Source organism: Janthinobacterium agaricidamnosum (assembly GCF_003667705.1).
Taxonomy (GTDB): domain Bacteria; phylum Pseudomonadota; class Gammaproteobacteria; order Burkholderiales; family Burkholderiaceae_D; genus Janthinobacterium.
Window position 1 is genome coordinate 2,745,254 of the sequence record NZ_CP033019.1, and the last position, 17,430, is coordinate 2,762,683.

Consider the following 17,430-nt stretch of genomic DNA (forward strand, 5'->3'; position numbering starts at 1 on the left):
AGTAGAAACACTTTCAACTACACACCGCTGCCATGACCGCCATCAACTACACCAACCAGACCGTGCTGATCACGGGCGCCTCGTCCGGCATCGGCCGCGTCTTTGCGGAAACCCTGGCCGCGCGCGGCGCCCATTTGCTGCTGCTGGCCCGCTCCGGCGCCGTGCTCGACAGCCTGGCCAAGGAACTGTCCCAGCGCCACGGCATCCGCGCCCACGCGCTGGTGGCCGACCTGAGCCTGCCTGGCGCCGCCGCACAAGCCCATGCGCAGGCTTGCGCGCTGGGCATGCCGCCCGACGTGCTGATCAATAACGCGGGTTTCGCCACGCATGGCCGCTTCGAAAACATCGCCCTGGCGCGGCAAGTCGATGAAGTGACCGTCAATTGCACGGCCCTGATGGAAATGACGCACTGCGCCTTGCCGCACATGCTGGCGCAAAAGCGGGGCGCCATCATCAACGTGGCGTCCACGGCGGCCCTGCAGCCCGATCCCTATATGGCGGTCTACGGCGCCAGCAAGGCTTTCGTGCTGTCGTTCTCGGAAGCGCTGTGGGCGGAAAACCGCAGCCGCGGCGTGCGCATGCTGGGCTTGTGCCCGGGCGCCACGGACACGGCTTTCTTCGACGTCGTGGCCGCGCCGGAGGCAGCCGTGGGCCAGCGCATGGATCCTCAAACGGTCGTCGACGAAGCGCTGCGCGCGCTGGACCGGGGCCGCAGCAGCCACGTGGCGGGCCGCCCGAACCGGCTGCTGGCCTGGCTGCCGCGCTTGCTGCCGCGCCAGACCGTGCTGGGCATCGTGGAAGGCATGCTCAAGCCGAAGGCGGCCTAGGCATCAGAACGCCATGGTGGCGAACATGGACAGCACGGCCGTCGCCATGACGATGGTCGACAGCCAGCCCAGCGCCCGCAGGCGGCGCGAAATGGTCAAGGTGCCCATGATGGCGGGGCGCGAGGCCATCACCATCATCAGGGCCATGATGGGCACGGAAATGACGCCGTTGATGACGGCGCTCCAGTACAGGGCCTTGATGGGGTCGAGCGGCGAAAAGCACAGGGCGGCGCCGATCACGGTGGCCGTGACGATGATGCCGTAAAACTTCTTGGCGGCCCGGGGCGCCAGTTCCAGGCTGTTTTTCCAGTGAAAGGCGCCGGCCATGGCGTAGGCGGCCGAGCCGGCCAGCACGGGAATGGCCAGCAAGCCCGTGCCGATGATGCCCAGGCTGAACAGCGCGAAGGCGAAGTCGCCCGCGATGGGGCGCAGGGCGGAAGCGGCCTGGGCGGACGTATCGATGTGCGTGATGCCTTGCGCGCCCAGGGTCACGGCCGTCGTCAGCATGATGAAGAAGGCCACCAGGTTGGAAAAGCCCATGCCGATAGCCGTGTCCATCTTGATGCGCTGGAATTGCCGTGGCGCCTGTTCCGGCGCACGGCGCAAGGCTTGCGCGCCAGCGTCCGCCTGCAAGTCTTCCACTTCCTGCGAGGCTTGCCAAAAGAATAAATAGGGGCTGATCGTGGTGCCGAACACGGCCACGATCATGGTGACCGAGGCGGCCGACCAGGCGAACTGGGGCCAGACGGTGCGCAGCGCCACTTCGCCCCAGGGAATGTGCACGGTCAGCACGGTGGCCACATAGGCCAGCAAGCCCAGGGTCAGCCATTTCAGGATGCGCACGTACTGTTGATACGGAATGAAGACTTGCAGCAGCAGCGACAGCAGGCCAAAGCCAGCGGCGTACAGATGCGTGGGGCCGCCGATGATCAGGGTCAGGGCATCGCCCATGGCGGCCACGTCGGCGGCGATATTGATGACATTGGCCAGCAGCAGCAAGCTGACGATGGCGTACAGCAAGGATTTCGGATAGTGGCGGCGGATGTTCGTTGCCAGCCCATGGCCGCTGACCCGGCCGATCTTGGCGCTGATGACCTGGATGCCCAGCATCAGGGGGAACGTCAGGCAGACGGTCCACAGCATGCCGAAACCGAACTGGGCGCCCGCCTGCGAATACGTGGCGATGCCGCTGGGGTCGTCATCGGCCGCGCCTGTGATCAGGCCGGGGCCCAGCTTGCCCAGCCAGGTGTCGGATGGGTCGGCCCGGCCGCTGTCGGTCTGCATGCGTCGCTCCTGCGTGATGGAGCGAGCAGCGTATCACAGGCGGGCGGCGTCCAGAAGGGCGCCGCCCGGAAAATTCACGCGTCAGTAGCGCGCATCCTTCGGCTTGCCGCCCTTGGGCCAATCCTTGACCTTGTCGGGGAAGTCCGGACGGGGCATGTGCGTAAAATATTCGGCCACGTCGACGGCGTCCTGGTCGGACAGGTTGCCTTGTCCCAGCGGGAATTTCTGGCCGTGGCCCATCACCATATTGGCCTTGACGAAGCCGGCCGCCGTGTAGGTGCGGGCCATGCCGGCGCCAATGTTGAAGGAACGCTCACCCCACAGCGGCGGGAAGGCGACGACGCCGTTGGCGCCCTTGATGCCTTCGCCATTCGCGCCATGGCAAACGGCGCATTGCTCGGCATACACTTTTTTGCCATGCACGGGATCGGGCAGCAGAGCCCGGTCAATCTTCGCCACGCCGCGTCCCGCCACCTTGTCGCCCGCTTGCGTGGCGCCCTTCATCCAGTCGATGTAGGCGACCATCGCCTGCAGGTCGGGGCCGTCCACGGGCAGCGGCTTGCCGTGCATGGAGCGGCGGAAGCAGCCGTTGATGCGCTCTCCCAGGCTGATGACCTTGCCGGCACGCGGCGCTTCCGACGGGAAGAAGGCGGAAATGCCGAGGAAGGGCGAACCGTTGGCCACGGTGCCGCCATTCAGGTGGCAGCTGCTGCAATTGAGGTCGTTGCCCACGTTTTGCGGCAGCCGGGCCCGTGTTTCCGTCATCAGCTGCATGCCGTGAATCAATTGACTGGCGTTCGGATCGGCCGTCAGGGCGGCGAAGCGGGGCGTGACGAAGCCGCCCGCGTCCGGCGCCTTGAGCTTGAGCTCCTTGCGCACTTTGGCGATCTGCGCCGGGGTCACGGGTGCGCCCTGGTTGCCCCACTTGCCGCGCACAAAGGTGAGGATTTCCGCCAGTTCCGTGTCCGCCAGGCGGTCATACGCGGGCATGCCGAACGAGCGGGGCGAGTGCTGCGTGACGGCCGACTGCCAGCCCGTCAGCGCGATATGGATGACGGAGGTGGCGTCTTTCGATTGCACCGAGTCGTTCTGCGCCAGCGGCGGGAAGATGTTTTCCACGCCACGGCCGTCGCGGCGGTGGCAGGTGGCGCAGAACTGCAGGTAGCCGAGGCCGCCCCGCGTGTTGTACAGGGCATCGTTGCTGGCCGCCACGACGGGCGCCGTTTTCTTCGGCGGCGCGGCCGCCCCATCCTTGGCCGGCAAGCCGTGCAGGTAGTGCGCCAGCGCGTCGAGGTCGGCATCCGTGAAGTATTGCGTGCTGTGCGTGATGACTTCCGTCATGCTGCCGGCCGCCGTGCCGAAACTGTTGCGGCCGGTTTTCAGCAATTGCACGATGTCGCCCGGCGTCCACAGATTGCGCAGGTTCACCGCATGCCAGCCATCGAAGGTAAAACCGGACAGGTAGTGCTTGCCGCTGCCGCCGTCCTGGCCCATGGTTTTTTCCTGGAAAGCCACGCCGCGCGGCGTGTGGCAGGAGCCGCAATGGCCCAACCCTTGGGCCAGGTAGCTGCCCCGGTTCCACTGGGCCGACTTGGCGCTGTCGGGCTTGAACGGTGCGTCGTCGAGGAAGACGGCGTTCCACAGCGACAAGCCCCAGCGCATGCTGAACGGCCATTTCATGTCCGTTTCGCGGTTTTGCTGCGCCACGGGCGCCACGCCCCGCTGCAGATAGGCGTACAGCGCCTGCATGTCGTCGGGCGTGATCTTCGCGTAGGAAGGGTAGGGCATGGCCGGGTACAGATTGTGGCCGTCCGCCGCCACGCCCTTGCGCATGGCGCGGTCGAACTGGGCAAACGTGTACGTGCCCAGGCCCGTCTTCGCGTCGGGCGTGATATTCGTGCTGTAGATGGTGCCGAACGGCGTTTTCAGTTCCAGGCCGCCGGCCATGGCGGCGCCGTTCGGGCTGGTATGGCAGGCCACGCAGTCGCCAAGGCGGGCGACGTATTCGCCGCGCTTGATCAGCTCGGCCGAGGCTGCGGGCATCCTGGCGGGCGCGGCGGCGGGTGCCGCCCTGGCGTTGGCGCAGAAGCCCAGCATGCCCAGAAGCATTGCCGCCAGCCAGGCAGTGATCGAAAAGGAAAAAGCGGGAGGGCGGCGCGAACCGCGATGCAGGATGGAAATGGCGTTCATGGTGACCCTTTATTATTACGCGCAAGCTTACGCAGTCGTCACCACGGCGAACATTGGGAATTTCTTTCGAGCAACTAGGTAATCTTCCCTAGTGTTTTATAGCGGGAAATCGTGTAGCGGCGCCTGCAAGCTGGCCAGGATGCGTTCGCGCAGCCAGCGGTGCGCCGGGTCCAGGTGCATGCGTTCGTGCCAGACCATGGCCATTTCGTAGTCGGGCAGGGCGACGGGCGGCTCCCAGGTGCGCAGCGCGCCCAGCGCATTCTTCAGCAGGCGCGACGGCAGCAGGGCCACCATGTCGGACGCTGTCAGCAAGGGCGGCACGATCAGGAAATGCGGCACGGACAGCACCACCTTGCGCGTGCGCCCCAGCTTTTCCAGTGCCGTATCGACGTTGCTGCGGAAACCGCCGCCGTTGGGCGAGACGACGATGAATTCCAGCGCGCAGAACTGGTCGAGCTTGGGCGGCGATTGCAGCAACGGGTGGTCGTGGCGGCCCGCCAGCACATAGTGTTCAGTGAACAGCGTGCGGTGGCGCAAGCCGGGCGGCGCTTCTTCCTGCGCCAGGAAACCCAGGTCGACCTGGCCCGTTTCCAGGTCGTGCGCCATGCGCGCCGGCACGGCTTCGAACACGGCCATGCGCGACAACGGCGCCTGCGCGCGCAGGGCGGGCAGCATGGGCAGCAGGATCGCATATTCGGCGGCGTCGGCCGCCGCCAGGTTCCAGCGCACCTGGGCCGTGGCCGGATCGAAGGCCGCTTCGGGTTGCAAGACTTGCTCCAGCTGGGCCAGCACGGCTTGCAAGGGCGCCAGCAGGGCCAGCGCCCGCGCCGTGGGCAGCATGCCGCGCGGACCGGGCAAGAGCAGCGGATCGTCGAAGGCCGCGCGCAGCTTGCCCAGTTGCACGCTGACGGAGGGCTGGCTCAGGTGCAGTCGCGCGGCCGCCCGCGTGACGTTGCGCTCGATCAGCAGGGCGTTGAGGGTCAGCAGCAGGTTCAGGTCCAGCTTGCGCAAATTGTCCATGACTATACCTTGTATATCAACTATTCATTTCCGCTATGATAGCGCAAGCCCTACAGTGGTTCCTGTGACTTTTACTCTTCACCTTTTACAGGAACTAACTGATGCAACTGCATGAATATACAAGCTTTGATGGATTAGGACTGGCCCAGCTGCTGCGCGAGGGCGCCGTTTCCGCCGCCGAATTGCACGACGCAGCCCAGCGCGCCTGCGCCGCCGTCAATCCGCAGATCAATGCCGTGGTCGAGCTGTGGCCGGCCGATGTATCGCAGGTGGACGGCACCGCGCCATTCGCCGGCGTGCCATTCCTGATCAAGGATGTGGCCGTCACCATGGCGGGCCAGCGCAGCGAAGCGGGCAGCCGCCTGGGCGCCGGCCATGTCGCGTCCGCCGATTCCCATCTGATGACGCAGTTCCGCGCCGCCGGCCTGGCGACGTTCGGCCGCACCAGCACGCCGGAAATGGCGTTTGCCACCACCACCGAACCGGTCTTATATGGCGCCACGCGCAACCCGTGGAACGTCCACCTGAGCGCGGGCGGCTCCAGCGGCGGCGCGGCGGCGGCCGTGGCGGCTGGCATCGTGCCGCTGGCGCATGCGACGGATGCGGCCGGCTCCATCCGCGTGCCCGCCGCCTCGACGGGCCTGTTCGGCTTCAAGCCCAGCCGGGGACGGGTGTCGAACGGCCCCGCCATGGACGAAATCTTCAGCGGCCTGGGCGTGCAGCTGGGCGTGAGCCGCAGCGTGCGCGACAGCGCCGCCTTGCTCGACTGCGTGCAGGGCGTGCTGCCGGGTGAGCCGTATGTGACGAATCCTCCCGGCCACAGCTGGTTGTCGCAGGTGAGCGTGGCGCCGGGCAAGCTGCGCATCGCCGTGCAGCGGACCGCCAGCAATGGCGCCCGGCCCGTACCCGCCGTCGATGCCGCGCTGCAAGACACCGTGCGCCTGCTGGAAAGCCTGGGCCACCACGTGGAAGAAGTGTCGCCCGCGCTGGGCGTGTCGTGGCAAGCCTTCGTACAAGCCAATGCCGGCATCTGGTGCGCCAACCTGGTGCCGTGGATAGACGGCCTGGCGCGGGAAAGCGGGCGGACCGTGTCGCTCGATACGCTGGAACCGGCCACGTTGGCCTGCTACCGGTACGGGCAGACGGTGTCGGCCGTCGATTTCGTGGCCGCGCTCGACGTGCGCAACACCGTCACGCGTCAGGCCGGCGCCTTGTTTGAGCAGTACGACGTGCTGCTCACGCCCACCATGCCGGATATGCCGTGGCAACTGGGGTGCTATGGAGAAAACGAGGAAAAGCTCGATGGGCTGGGCTGGACGGCACGCCTGTTCGAGCATTCGCCGTACACGCCGCTGGCCAACGTGGCGGGCTTGCCGGCCATGTCCGTGCCGCTGGCCATGTCCAATGATGGCTTGCCGATCGGCATGCAGTTCATGGCCGGGTATGGAAACGATGGAACCTTGCTGCGCCTGGCGGGCCAGCTGGAGCGGGCGGCGCCATGGCTTCCAAGGCGGCCGCCTGTGTGGGCAGGCAAGGTGCAAGCACGCCTTGCGGACGGCTGAAACCGGCCACCATCGCGGCTTTGGCCAGCGACAAGAAGCCGGGGTCGGACCCGCCGGGTCCGACCCCAGTCCTTGTTCTTGGGTGAAAAGTATCAGGTGGGCATCGTAGTCAGCTGCGCCGCGCCCCGGCCTTCCATACGGAAACGAAATCGTTCCCACAGCCGGTCGTGGAAGGGCAGCACGATCACGTTGCAGATGGGCTCGACCACGGCCAGCAAGCCGCCGAAGGCCATGGAACCCGTGGCCCAGTACATGACGCTGAAAGCGACGCCCATGTGCATGGCCGTCTGGCTCAGCTTTTCACCGGCCAGGGCGGCAAAGCCCAGGCGGCTGGCCGCGTAGCGGCGGCGGATCGCGTGCCAGGCTTTTTCATGCCACGGCAGCAGGCTCACATTGATGATCGGTTCGATGATTGCGGCCAGGCCACCGAGTGCCAACGAGCCCGTCAGCAAATAGGCTAGGCCGAAGGCGATCGACATGTGCGTGCACACCTGGCTGAATGTTTTGATGGCTGTGAACAAGGGACGCTCCTTTCTGTTGAATTCGCTTATCCTTGATTTAGATAGTAACGATTCTCATTTACAAAAGGAAGTGAAATATTTCAACTGGATCGATAGATTTCATCTATTGATTTGGAAATATCAATTACCCATGCTGCGGGCGTATCCCGCTGCAGGCATCGCCGTCAGCGTATAGAGGGCCGGCCGGGATTGCGGCTTTTACCGCAAAAAGAATTCTAACCAATTGATTTATTTAGTAAATTCGACTTTGTAGTTCATCGGGGCCACCTCTCGCTCAAGGTCCAGCATGTATTCGCCGAATCGGTTGATGTGCCCTTTCCGATATGGCGCTAAGCCGCGAAGCACCTCCTCCGTTAGCACATATCCCTTTGCCTGTATTGTCTTGAGGAGCCGCGTCATCTCATGGACATTGTGCAGGATGACCATGTTCGCAACGAGCTGGTTGTACTTGATAACCTTGCGCTGTTCGTGCCGAACGTTTTCGGCAATGATGCCTTCGCCCCCAAAAAACAACCATTTGATGAAGCCGTTGAATTCCTCGCTCTTGTTGGTTGCTGCATGGATGGTACGACGCAATTCCGCGTCGTTGATGTACTTGAGCAGGAACATTGTCCGATGTACCCTACCGAGCTCGCGGAACGCGTAGTAGAGCTTGTTCTTGCGGCTAGCGGTCCCTAGGCGGCGCAGGATCGTCGATGGCGCAATCTTGCCCGCTTTTATGGAAATAACGACGCGCAGCATGTCCTTCATATGACGCGCGATCAGTTCCCAGTCGATCGATCCACGGAACAGGCTGCCAATATTGTCATACTGGTCGGCCTTGTCCGCCTTGAAGAACACCAGATCTTTGATATTGCGGATGCGCGGCATCAGGTCGATACCCAGCAGCGAAGCCAGGCCAAAGACAGGCGTGCTTTGGGCCTGGGTATCGCCGTGCAGCGTATCTGGCTGGATGTCCGACTGGTTGTTGATTAGCCCATCGAGGATGTAAACCGCCTCATAGACGCCGCATGGAATAAAGTGACTGAACAACGCGATGTACTTGTCGGACACATGGTAGTAGCCAATGCCGCCGTATCCACCGTAGCGGATATGGTATTCGGAAAGCAGGTTAGCCTCGTAAATGTTCCATTTGGTACCGTCGGCCGACGCGCTCTTTCCCGACCCCCAATAACGTGGCAATGCGAAGCGGTTGTATGCATTGATCACCTTGACGATCGCCTTGTCCAGACGCTGCTCGGTGACATGCTTGAGATTGAGCCAGGCCACCTGCTTGCGGCTCAGTCCCTTGATCGAGCGTGCGGTTTGCGTGGCGCCCAGGTTACAACCATAGCAAAACAACGTAGTGATGAAGCGCTTGCGCGGATCGTCTACTTTGGCCTCGAAGCCGGACAACGGACCGAAGAGTTTATGCAAGTCCAACCATTTTTCAGTCTCGGTCAATACATCAAGGATGCTCACCGGATCCATTTCATTGGTGACCATCTGCTCGATGGCGTCAAGTTCGGGTGGCGGCTTCGGGCGCTCCATGCGACGGATCACAATGCCGCTCTCGTCTATATCGGCAAGGCTATTTTGCGGGAATCGGCTGTCAACGTCGCGCGCTAGACTGCCGAGTTTGTCGCGCAACTGCGCGACAAACGCCGGAGCTTCCACCGACAGCCCTACCAGTTCACCATAGGCTTTCACTTCACGCTCGTATTGCTCCCAGTCCACCAGGTGGTTGCGATAATCATCGTAGTCGCCGCTATGCTCGACGTACAGATCGCCCGACTTGAGTTCATCCATGACTTGCGTCATCACGGCAAGTTCGAAATACTTGCGATGCACGTTCGCTGGGGCATCGGCTGCGACTCGGCCAAAAACCAGCTTGCGCCACTTATCGGACATCCAGTCCAGTGCCAATTCAGGTAGCGCACCTTCTGCCGCTGGCAGTTGTTCCTTGTGGCTGGAGCGATGCTTTTGGATGATGGCGATCGCCGCCAGCAGGCTCTGATCCTGGGAGCTCGATTTCAGACTGAGCGCTTCGAGGCACTTGAAGAGCAGGCTGCGCTTGCCAACATACCCGACCAGCATGAACGGATAATAGTTATTGCCAGCATACGCCATGTGCTCGTCGCATTCAGTGATCCATGCCCCAAGATCCCCGTCGAGGGATTGCTCGACCCTAGCGACGCGCTCCTCGTCGCTGCCCTCGTCGCTCAGGACGGTCAGCACTTCGCGGAACTGTCCGATCAAACGCTCAATCTGTTCGGCGTGCTGCAGGTGATATTGCCGCAACCGTTCCTCGGCACCGTTATGCAAGCTGCGGATGGTCTTGATGAAGATTTCGGCGATATCGTCCATTGCCTTCTGCAACTGGCTTTGAATCAGCAGCACGATGAGGGTGTGGCGCTTGAGTGGCTTGAGCCGCCGCATTTCCGCCACATCCAGGGCACGCGCCTCCAAAACGAGTTGTTCACGCTTGGTTGCGGCGATGGCCTCGGTATTGGGCAGATCCTGCGCCAGCGCGATCATGGTCTCAATGTGGGCCAGGAAATCCGTCACCGCACGCACATTGGGCTGCTTCGGCTCGCGTTTGAGGCTATCCCATATGCGCAGGTTCTTACCCGCAGTGAGCATGTGTTCAAAACGCTCGACCACGCAAGTTGGCAATCCGCCAGCCACCGCCTTATAGATGCCGTCATTGACGCTGGTACGGGAATGGCGAGCCAGCCTGAACAAGTAGGTGAATCCAGGCAGTTCCAGGCGACGCTGGACCAACTCTTCAATCAGGACATTGATAATGTCGGGTAGCTCCTGCTTGGTATGGGCAGCCTGCAGGGCCTGATCTTCCAGCCAGTATTCATCGGACGAGTCCATCACCCGGATCCCCACGTACCCGCGCAGACGGCGCTGGTGTGTTGTCTTGCTACCGGATTGATCGTATTGCGCCAGCGCTCGTTTTGCCGGAACGCGCAGACCGCTATGTTCGCAGATATGCCGCACCACGATAGACGGGATGCTCGACAAAGGGACGAAATAACCGAGCCTTTGCAACAGCATAAGTTGGATCAGCAAAAAAGTACGATGCGATGCTTGGCGATACAGCGTGAAGATATGGTCAATTTGAGCGCGCGAAGGCGTGTAGATCGCCCCGAGCTCCTGCTCAGTGAATTCTTGTTTCAGGCGTGGATAAGCCGTTTCATGAATATTCGTCATTGAAATCAGTCGACACCGGTCCAGCGAAGGAATTGCTGGAAATCGTGCATCGATTGCAAGTTTTTTGTCAAGCAATTAAACGTAAAGCATTCCAATCCGGCGACATATGTCTTTGACCTTCCCCATTATGGTAATGCGTATAGTGATGATACCGGTCATTCGGATCCGTACTTGCTCACGGTCAAGTGCATCGCAGCAATACCTTGACAGTGGGTCTGATACAACCTAGGCTACGAATACCGTCCATATAGATAGTTTATGAAGACCTCCCGCACAGTGCGATTGTTCACGACTCTTGTCGCGATACTTAGCATGCTGTTCATGCAGCATGCGGTTGCTTCGTACCTGTGCCCTGGCGTACCGATGGGAGGCGGTGGCTCTGTTGTAGCCGCAGGTGTTAGGGCATCTGCGATGCCCGCGATGACAGATTGCGCTGGCATGGACACTGACCAGTCGACGTTGTGTCAAATTTATGCTGTGGGAGATGCATCCAGGCAGTCGCTGGACAAGACACCTGTCGCCGACCACCCATCATTCGTCCCTGTTGTCCTGCTTTTGACGTTAGCTATTTATGACACTCCCGTAGTGTATTCAGCAAAACCTCCTTTGCTCATTACCTTGGCGAGGCCAACGGCACCGCCTATCGCTATCCGCCATTGCTGTTTGCGTATTTGATACTCCAGACTGCCTAGATCGTCATCGCCTTGTCGGGTTCGACAGGGCGTTGTTGCCCATCGCATTCTGGAGCTGCCATGCCAATCCCGTACTCCGTGCAGTCGCATGCACGCGTCGTCCGTCTTCGCCCATTCATGAAGACGGCGCTCGCTCTCGCCCTTACTTTTCCGCTGCTTGCCTTCGTTCATGATGCGCGCGCGGCCCCCCAGCCAATCACCTTCACCGAGGCGCTGCAGCAGGCTGTCGTCCGCTCGCGCCAACTTCATGCGCAGGACCAGGCCACTGTCGCTGCACATGAAATGGCGGTAGCGGTGGCGCAGCGCCCCGATCCCACTCTCAAGGTCGGCATCGATAATGTGCCCTTAAGTGGCAGTGATCGCTTTAGTTTGAGCGGGGATTTCATGACGATGCGGCGCATCGGCATTTCGCAGGAACTGACACGCGCCGATAAATTGCGCTGGCGTTCCGCACGTCTTGAGCGCGAAGCCGACAAGGCGCAGGCGCAAAAAGATGTCGCACTCGCCGCGATTCAGCGCGACACGGCGATCTCCTGGCTCAACGTCTACTACATTCGGAAAATGTCAGTAGTTCTGACAGAACAAGTGGTCTTTTCCCGCCAGGAAATTGACGCCGCTACGGCCGCCTATCGGGGCGGGCGTGGCAGCCAGGCCGACGTGCTGGCTGCGCGTTCTGCCTTGTTAACCCTTGAGGACCGAGCCAGTCAGGTCGAACGCGACCTCAATACGGCAAAAAACATGCTGGTGCGTTGGACCGGCAGCAGCGGCGAACTTGCCGATGCCAGCATGCCCGACTTGGGCACCATCCCTCTGGACCCGGTGTTGCTCGACACTGAACTGGCGCACCGCCCGCAGATCATGGTGTTGAATCGGCAGGAAGAAGCCGCCCAGGCGGACGTCAATCTGGCGCAAGCGAACCGACGCCCGGACTGGAGTATCGAGTTCGCATTCCAGCAGCGCGGTGCGGCCTATTCAAACATGGTCTCCATTGGCCTGTCTCTGCCATTGCAGTGGGATCGCAAGAACCGGCAGGACCGCGAACTAGGCTCCAAACTCGCCTTGGTCGAACAAGCCAGGAGCGAGCGCGACGAACTGCTGCGGGAAGATGCTGCCAACATCCGTGCCTTGCTCATCGAATGGAGGAGTGGCCAAGAACGTAGCGAGCGCTACGCGCTCCAGCTATTGCCACTAGCCGACGAGCGCAGCCTGGCGCTCCTGGCCTCCTATCGTGGCGGTAAAGCCTCTTTGGCCGAGGTGCTCGCTGCCAGGCGTAACAGTGCTGACATGCACGTTCAGTTGCTGCAGTTGCAGATGAATACAGCCCAGTTTTGGGCACAGCTTCGCTTCCTCTTTCCCGACACCGCAAGCGCGCAGATTTCCGCAGTACATAGCCAGCAGGAACTCAAATGAACAATAAGAAATTACGCGTCCTAGTACTTGCGGGTGCCCTTGCAGCGGTCGCTTATGCCGGTTACCAGTTTGGTGTACGACAAGCACATCAGACAGTATCTACAGGTGACGTCAAGGCGGTATCCGGCAACGCAGCAGGCGCCGCGAGTGCTGCCAACAAGAAACCATTATATTGGCATGACCCCATGGTGCCGGGCCAGAAGTTTGACAAACCCGGTAAGTCACCGTTCATGGATATGCCGCTGGTGCCCGTCTATGCTGCGGGGGATGGTGAGGACAGTAATGTTACGATTAGCCCGCGGGTCCAGCAAAACCTGGGAGTGCGCACAGCGCTCGTCACATCAGGAAGGATGTCCGCCGGCTTGGTTGCCGTCGGTAACGTTGCCTATAACGAGCGCGACGTGGCACTGGTGCAGGCGCGTAGCGGTGGATTTGTAGAGCGCTTGTATGCGCGTGCCCTGCTCGATCCGGTGGAAAAGGGGCAACCCTTGGCTGACTTGTATGTCCCTGACTGGATCGCGGCACAAGAAGACTATCTGGCAAGCCGTCGTATGCAAGGCAATGAAACAGCATCCCTGGTCGACGCTGCCCGCCAGCGCATGCGGCTAGTTGGTATGAGTGAGGGGCAAATCCGGCTAGTCGAGTCAAGTGGAAAGGTCCATCCTCGCTTGACGGTTTCAGCACCCATCAGCGGTGTGATCGCAGAGCTTGGCGCCCGCGAAGGAATGACCGTCTCCGCTGGTGCGCCGCTGTTTCGCATCAATGGACTTGCGACAGTATGGGTCAACGCGGAGGTTCCCGAAAGCGTGGCGGCCAAGGTTCGCCCTGGTGACGCCGTCGAAGCGCAGGTACAGGCGCTACCCGGAACTATTTTCAAGGGCAAGGTGGGTGCCATTTTGCCGGAAGTTAATGCCGCGACGCGAACCCTGAAAGCCCGTGTGGAGCTGGCTAACCCCGGCGCTCAGTTGTTGCCCGGTATGTTTGCTACTCTGACCTTCGCGTCAAACAGTGGCACCGATGTTTTGCAGGTGCCGTCGGAGGCAGTCATCCAGACGGGTACGCGCAGCGTTGTCATGCTTGCCCAGGAGGGCGGCAAGTTTATGCCCGTCGATGTGGAGGTCGGCAGCGAAGGCAGTGGTCTCACCGAAATTCGCAAGGGCCTATCCGCTGGTCAGAAAGTGGTCGTCTCGGCGCAGTTCTTGATCGATTCCGAGGCCAGCCTGAAGGGAACGACGACACGCATGAGCGATACGCAGTCCCCTGACGCAGACAAGGCACTTCCGCGCCACCATGGGGTAGGCAAGGTCGAACAGATCGGCAAGGATGAAATCACCATTTCGCATGGCCCTATCACGTCGCTGCAGTGGGGGGCGATGACGATGGGTTTCAAAGTGTCTTCCACGGGCTTGCAGCGCAATATTGGCATAGGTGACCGAGTCGCCTTCGACATCCAGCAAGGCGAGGATGGCAGCTTTGAGATCGTGGCCATTGCGCCGACCTCCGGTGCGCCGAAACCCGAAAATAAACCCATGGGTGGCATGAAAGCACCCGCGGGAGTGGCGAAATGATCACAAAACTGATCCGCTGGTCTATCAGCAACCGTTTTCTGGTCTTGTTGGCGACTGTATTCATTACGGTCTGGGGCATTTGGTCGCTGGCGCGCACGCCGCTCGATGCCATTCCCGACCTGTCGGACGTGCAGGTTATTATCCGCACCAGCTATCCGGGGCAAGCGCCGCAAATCGTCGAGAACCAGGTCACGTATCCACTGACCACCACCATGCTGTCGGTGCCGGGTGCCAAGACGGTGCGCGGATACTCGTTTTTCGGTGACTCCTTCGTCTACATTCTGTTTGAAGACGGTACCGATCCGTACTGGGCGCGTTCACGGGTGTTGGAATATCTGAACCAGGTGCAGTCACGCCTGCCACCGCAGGCAAAAACCGCGCTCGGACCAGATGCGACCGGCGTCGGCTGGGTCTATGAATATGCGCTGGTCGACCGTAGCGGCAAGACCGATTTGTCGCAATTGCGCGCCTTGCAGGACTGGTTTCTCAAGTATGAGTTGAAAGCGGTGCCCAACGTCTCGGAAGTGGCCAGCATTGGCGGCATGGTGCGTCAGTACCAGATCGTGCTCGATCCAGACAAGATGCGCGCCTTTAACATCCCACATGGCAAAATTATCGATGCCGTGCAGAAAGCCAACCAGGAAACGGGCGGTTCCGTGCTGGAATTGGGCGAGGCCGAATACATGGTACGGGCCTCTGGTTATCTGAAGTCGCTTGACGACTTCCGCAAGATTCCGTTGATGACGACTGACGCTGGCGTATCGGTCCGGCTGGGCGATGTCGCGCGCATCCAGATCGGGCCAGAGATGCGGCGCGGGATTGCCGATTTGAATGGTGAGGGCGAAGTTGCTGGCGGCGTGATCATCATGCGTTCCGGGAAAAATGCGCTGGAAACCATCGATGCCGTCAAGGTCAAGCTGGAAAAGCTAAAAGCGAGCCTTCCGCCCGGCGTCGAGATCATCCCCACCTACGACCGATCGAACCTGATCAAGCGCGCTGTGACCAACCTGAAAGAAAAGCTGATCGAGGAATTCATTGTCGTCGCTGTGGTCTGTGCGCTGTTCCTGTTTCACTTGCGCTCGGCGCTGGTGGCCATCATCACGCTGCCGATCGGCATCCTGATCGCCTTTATCGTCATGTACTACCAGGGAGTCAACGCCAATATCATGTCGCTGGGCGGTATCGCCATTGCTGTAGGCGCGATGGTCGATGCCGCCGTGGTGATGATCGAGAATGCCCATAAGCATATTGAAGCCTGGAATCATGCCCATCCAGGTAAACAGCTAAAGGGTCATGAGCATTGGCGCGTCATTGGCGACGCTGCTGTTGAGGTTGGACCAGCACTGTTCTTTTCGCTTTTGATCATCGTTCTCTCGTTTATTCCCGTGTTCACTCTGGAAGCGCAAGAGGGCCGTCTGTTTTCGCCGCTGGCCTTTACCAAGACGTATGCGATGGCGGCGGCGGCTGGACTGGCGGTGACGCTGATTCCCATTTTAATGGGCTATCTGATCCGCGGCCGGATTCCCGATGAGCAAAAGAATCCCCTCAATCGTTTCCTGGTCGCGCTATACCGCCCCTTGCTCGATGTCGTACTGCGTTTTCCAAAGCTGACTTTGCTGGCGGCAGCACTGGTAGCAGCCATCACGATCTGGCCCATGACCCGGCTCGGCGGCGAATTCATGCCGCCATTGGATGAAGGCGATGTGCTGTACATGCCGTCGGCGTTGCCCGGTCTGTCGGCCGGCAAGGTCGCGCAGTTGTTGCAGCAGACTGACCGGCTGATTAAAACGGTACCAGAGGTACAAAGCGTCTTCGGCAAGGCCGGTCGAGCCGAGAGCGCCACTGATCCGGCGCCGCTGGAAATGTTCGAAACCATGATCCAGTTCAAGCCGCGCGATCAGTGGCGCCCTGGCATGACGCCGGAAAAATTGATACAGGAACTGGACCGCACCGTCAAGGTGCCTGGGCTGTCCAACATCTGGGTGCCGCCGATCCGCAACCGGATTGACATGCTGGCCACCGGCATAAAAAGCCCGGTCGGCGTCAAGGTCGCAGGCGTTAGCTTGCAGGAAATTGACCGCATCACTGGTGAGATAGAACGCGCAGTCAAGAAGGTGCCGGGTGTCTCCTCAGCGCTGGCCGAGCGCCTGAACGGCGGACGGTACATCGACGTCAACATCGATCGCGACGCGGCCGCCCGCTACGGCTTGAATATTGCAGACGTGCAAAGCGTGGTGTCGGCGGCGATCGGCGGTGACAATATCGGTGAAACTGTCGAAGGATTGCAGCGTTTCCCGATTAATGTGCGTTATCCACGCGAGGTGCGCGACTCAGTCGAGAAACTGCGCCAGCTACCGGTGCTGACAGAGCGGGGGGCGCAAATCCGGCTGGGTGATGTCGCCGCGATCCGCATCGACGACGGTCCACCGATGCTCAAGAGTGAAAATGCCCGGCTGTCAGGCTGGGTGTATGTCGATATTCGCGATCGCGACTTGAGTTCGACTGTGTATGACATGAAGCAAGTCGTCGCCAGGGAAGTCAAATTGCCGGCGGGTTACTCCATTGCATGGTCGGGGCAGTTCGAATATCTAGAGCGTGCCACTGAAAAACTCAAAATCGTCGTGCCAGCGACCTTGCTTATTATCTTCGTGCTGCTTTATTTGACCTTCAAGCGCTTCGATGAAGCGGCCTTGATCATGGCAACGTTGCCGTTTGCGCTGGCCGGCGGCATTTGGCTACTGTGGTTGCTCGACTATCACCTGTCAGTCGCCGGCAGCGTCGGCTTCATCGCGTTGGCTGGCGTCTCGGCCGAATTCGGCGTAATCATGCTGCTTTATTTAAAGCATGCCTGGGATGAACGTCTGGCGAATGGTAACGCTGGTGAAACCGATCTGCTCGATGCAATTCGTGAAGGGGCGGTCTTGCGCGTGAGGCCCAAGGCAATGACGGTGGCGGTCATTATCGCCGGCCTGGTGCCGATTATGCTGGGCACCGGCACTGGGTCGGAGGTCATGCAGCGCATCGCCGCGCCGATGGTTGGCGGCATGATTACCGCGCCGTTGTTGTCCATGTTTGTGGTCCCTGCGGTTTATCTGCTGCTACGTCGGCGTCAGATCCGTGCCGCCGGCTCGGCAGCAGCAGAGGAGAATTAGCCG

Annotated in this window: 10 protein-coding genes; 5 read left to right on the plus strand and 5 right to left on the minus strand. The window is 60.8% G+C overall.

The features are described from left to right. Positions 1-32 precede the first annotated feature (32 nt). Positions 33-827 carry an SDR family NAD(P)-dependent oxidoreductase gene (locus D9M09_RS12330; RefSeq protein WP_121669421.1) on the plus strand — a complete coding sequence of 265 codons (795 nt, stop codon included), beginning with the start codon at positions 33-35 and terminating at the stop codon, positions 825-827. 3 nt (positions 828-830) lie between these two features. Here the strand turns inward: D9M09_RS12330 and D9M09_RS12335 are convergent, their stop codons facing one another. The 3 genes from D9M09_RS12335 to D9M09_RS12345 form a co-directional block, all read right to left on the minus strand. Continuing rightward, positions 831-2,111 (minus strand): NRAMP family divalent metal transporter, encoded by a 1,281-nt coding sequence (locus D9M09_RS12335; protein WP_121669422.1) that lies wholly within the window; start codon positions 2,109-2,111, stop codon positions 831-833. Between the two features lie 81 nt (positions 2,112-2,192). Then, entirely contained in the window at positions 2,193-4,220 is a 2,028-nt protein-coding gene (locus tag D9M09_RS12340) for a c-type cytochrome (RefSeq protein ID WP_430886697.1), read from the minus strand. A gap of 177 nt (positions 4,221-4,397) precedes the next feature. After that, positions 4,398-5,321, minus strand: a complete 924-nt coding sequence (locus tag D9M09_RS12345) for a LysR family transcriptional regulator (RefSeq protein ID WP_121669424.1) — start codon at positions 5,319-5,321, stop codon at positions 4,398-4,400. Between the two features lie 101 nt (positions 5,322-5,422). Between D9M09_RS12345 and D9M09_RS12350 the strand changes: the two genes are divergently transcribed. After that, positions 5,423-6,883 (plus strand): amidase, encoded by a 1,461-nt coding sequence (locus tag D9M09_RS12350; RefSeq protein WP_121669425.1) that lies wholly within the window; start codon positions 5,423-5,425, stop codon positions 6,881-6,883. Positions 6,884-6,975: 92 nt separating this feature from the next. Here D9M09_RS12350 and D9M09_RS12355 read toward each other — a convergent pair whose 3' ends face one another. Both D9M09_RS12355 and D9M09_RS12360 read right to left on the minus strand, forming a co-directional pair. Next, on the minus strand, positions 6,976-7,404 hold the full coding sequence (locus D9M09_RS12355) for a DUF2061 domain-containing protein (protein ID WP_121669426.1): 429 nt from the start codon (positions 7,402-7,404) through the stop codon (positions 6,976-6,978). A 228-nt stretch (positions 7,405-7,632) separates the two neighbouring features. Further along, positions 7,633-10,605, minus strand: coding sequence for a Tn3 family transposase (locus tag D9M09_RS12360; protein ID WP_070289053.1), 2,973 nt, complete (start codon positions 10,603-10,605; stop codon positions 7,633-7,635). Between the two features lie 752 nt (positions 10,606-11,357). On the opposite strand from D9M09_RS12360, the gene D9M09_RS12365 reads away from it, so the two are divergent. The 3 genes from D9M09_RS12365 to D9M09_RS12375 are packed head-to-tail and all read left to right on the plus strand — an operon-like array spanning position 11,358 to position 17,427. Continuing rightward, positions 11,358-12,707 (plus strand): TolC family protein, encoded by a 1,350-nt coding sequence (locus D9M09_RS12365; RefSeq protein ID WP_240453626.1) that lies wholly within the window; start codon positions 11,358-11,360, stop codon positions 12,705-12,707. Then, positions 12,704-14,275 (plus strand): efflux RND transporter periplasmic adaptor subunit, encoded by a 1,572-nt coding sequence (locus D9M09_RS12370; RefSeq protein WP_121669427.1) that lies wholly within the window; start codon positions 12,704-12,706, stop codon positions 14,273-14,275. Before D9M09_RS12365 ends, D9M09_RS12370 begins: the two co-directional genes overlap by 4 nt. Beyond that, positions 14,272-17,427 (plus strand): efflux RND transporter permease subunit, encoded by a 3,156-nt coding sequence (locus D9M09_RS12375; protein ID WP_121669428.1) that lies wholly within the window; start codon positions 14,272-14,274, stop codon positions 17,425-17,427. Before D9M09_RS12370 ends, D9M09_RS12375 begins: the two co-directional genes overlap by 4 nt. Positions 17,428-17,430 lie beyond the last annotated feature (3 nt).

Coding starts and splice junctions, on each gene's coding strand:
- D9M09_RS12330 (WP_121669421.1), top strand. CDS start 33: ATGACCGCCATCAACTACACCAACCAGACCGTGCTGATCACGGGCGCC.
- D9M09_RS12335 (WP_121669422.1), bottom strand. CDS start 2,111: ATGCAGACCGACAGCGGCCGGGCCGACCCATCCGACACCTGGCTGGGC.
- D9M09_RS12340 (WP_430886697.1), bottom strand. CDS start 4,220: ATGCTTCTGGGCATGCTGGGCTTCTGCGCCAACGCCAGGGCGGCACCC.
- D9M09_RS12345 (WP_121669424.1), bottom strand. CDS start 5,321: ATGGACAATTTGCGCAAGCTGGACCTGAACCTGCTGCTGACCCTCAAC.
- D9M09_RS12350 (WP_121669425.1), top strand. CDS start 5,423: ATGCAACTGCATGAATATACAAGCTTTGATGGATTAGGACTGGCCCAG.
- D9M09_RS12360 (WP_070289053.1), bottom strand. CDS start 10,605: ATGACGAATATTCATGAAACGGCTTATCCACGCCTGAAACAAGAATTC.
- D9M09_RS12365 (WP_240453626.1), top strand. CDS start 11,358: ATGCCAATCCCGTACTCCGTGCAGTCGCATGCACGCGTCGTCCGTCTT.
- D9M09_RS12370 (WP_121669427.1), top strand. CDS start 12,704: ATGAACAATAAGAAATTACGCGTCCTAGTACTTGCGGGTGCCCTTGCA.
- D9M09_RS12375 (WP_121669428.1), top strand. CDS start 14,272: ATGATCACAAAACTGATCCGCTGGTCTATCAGCAACCGTTTTCTGGTC.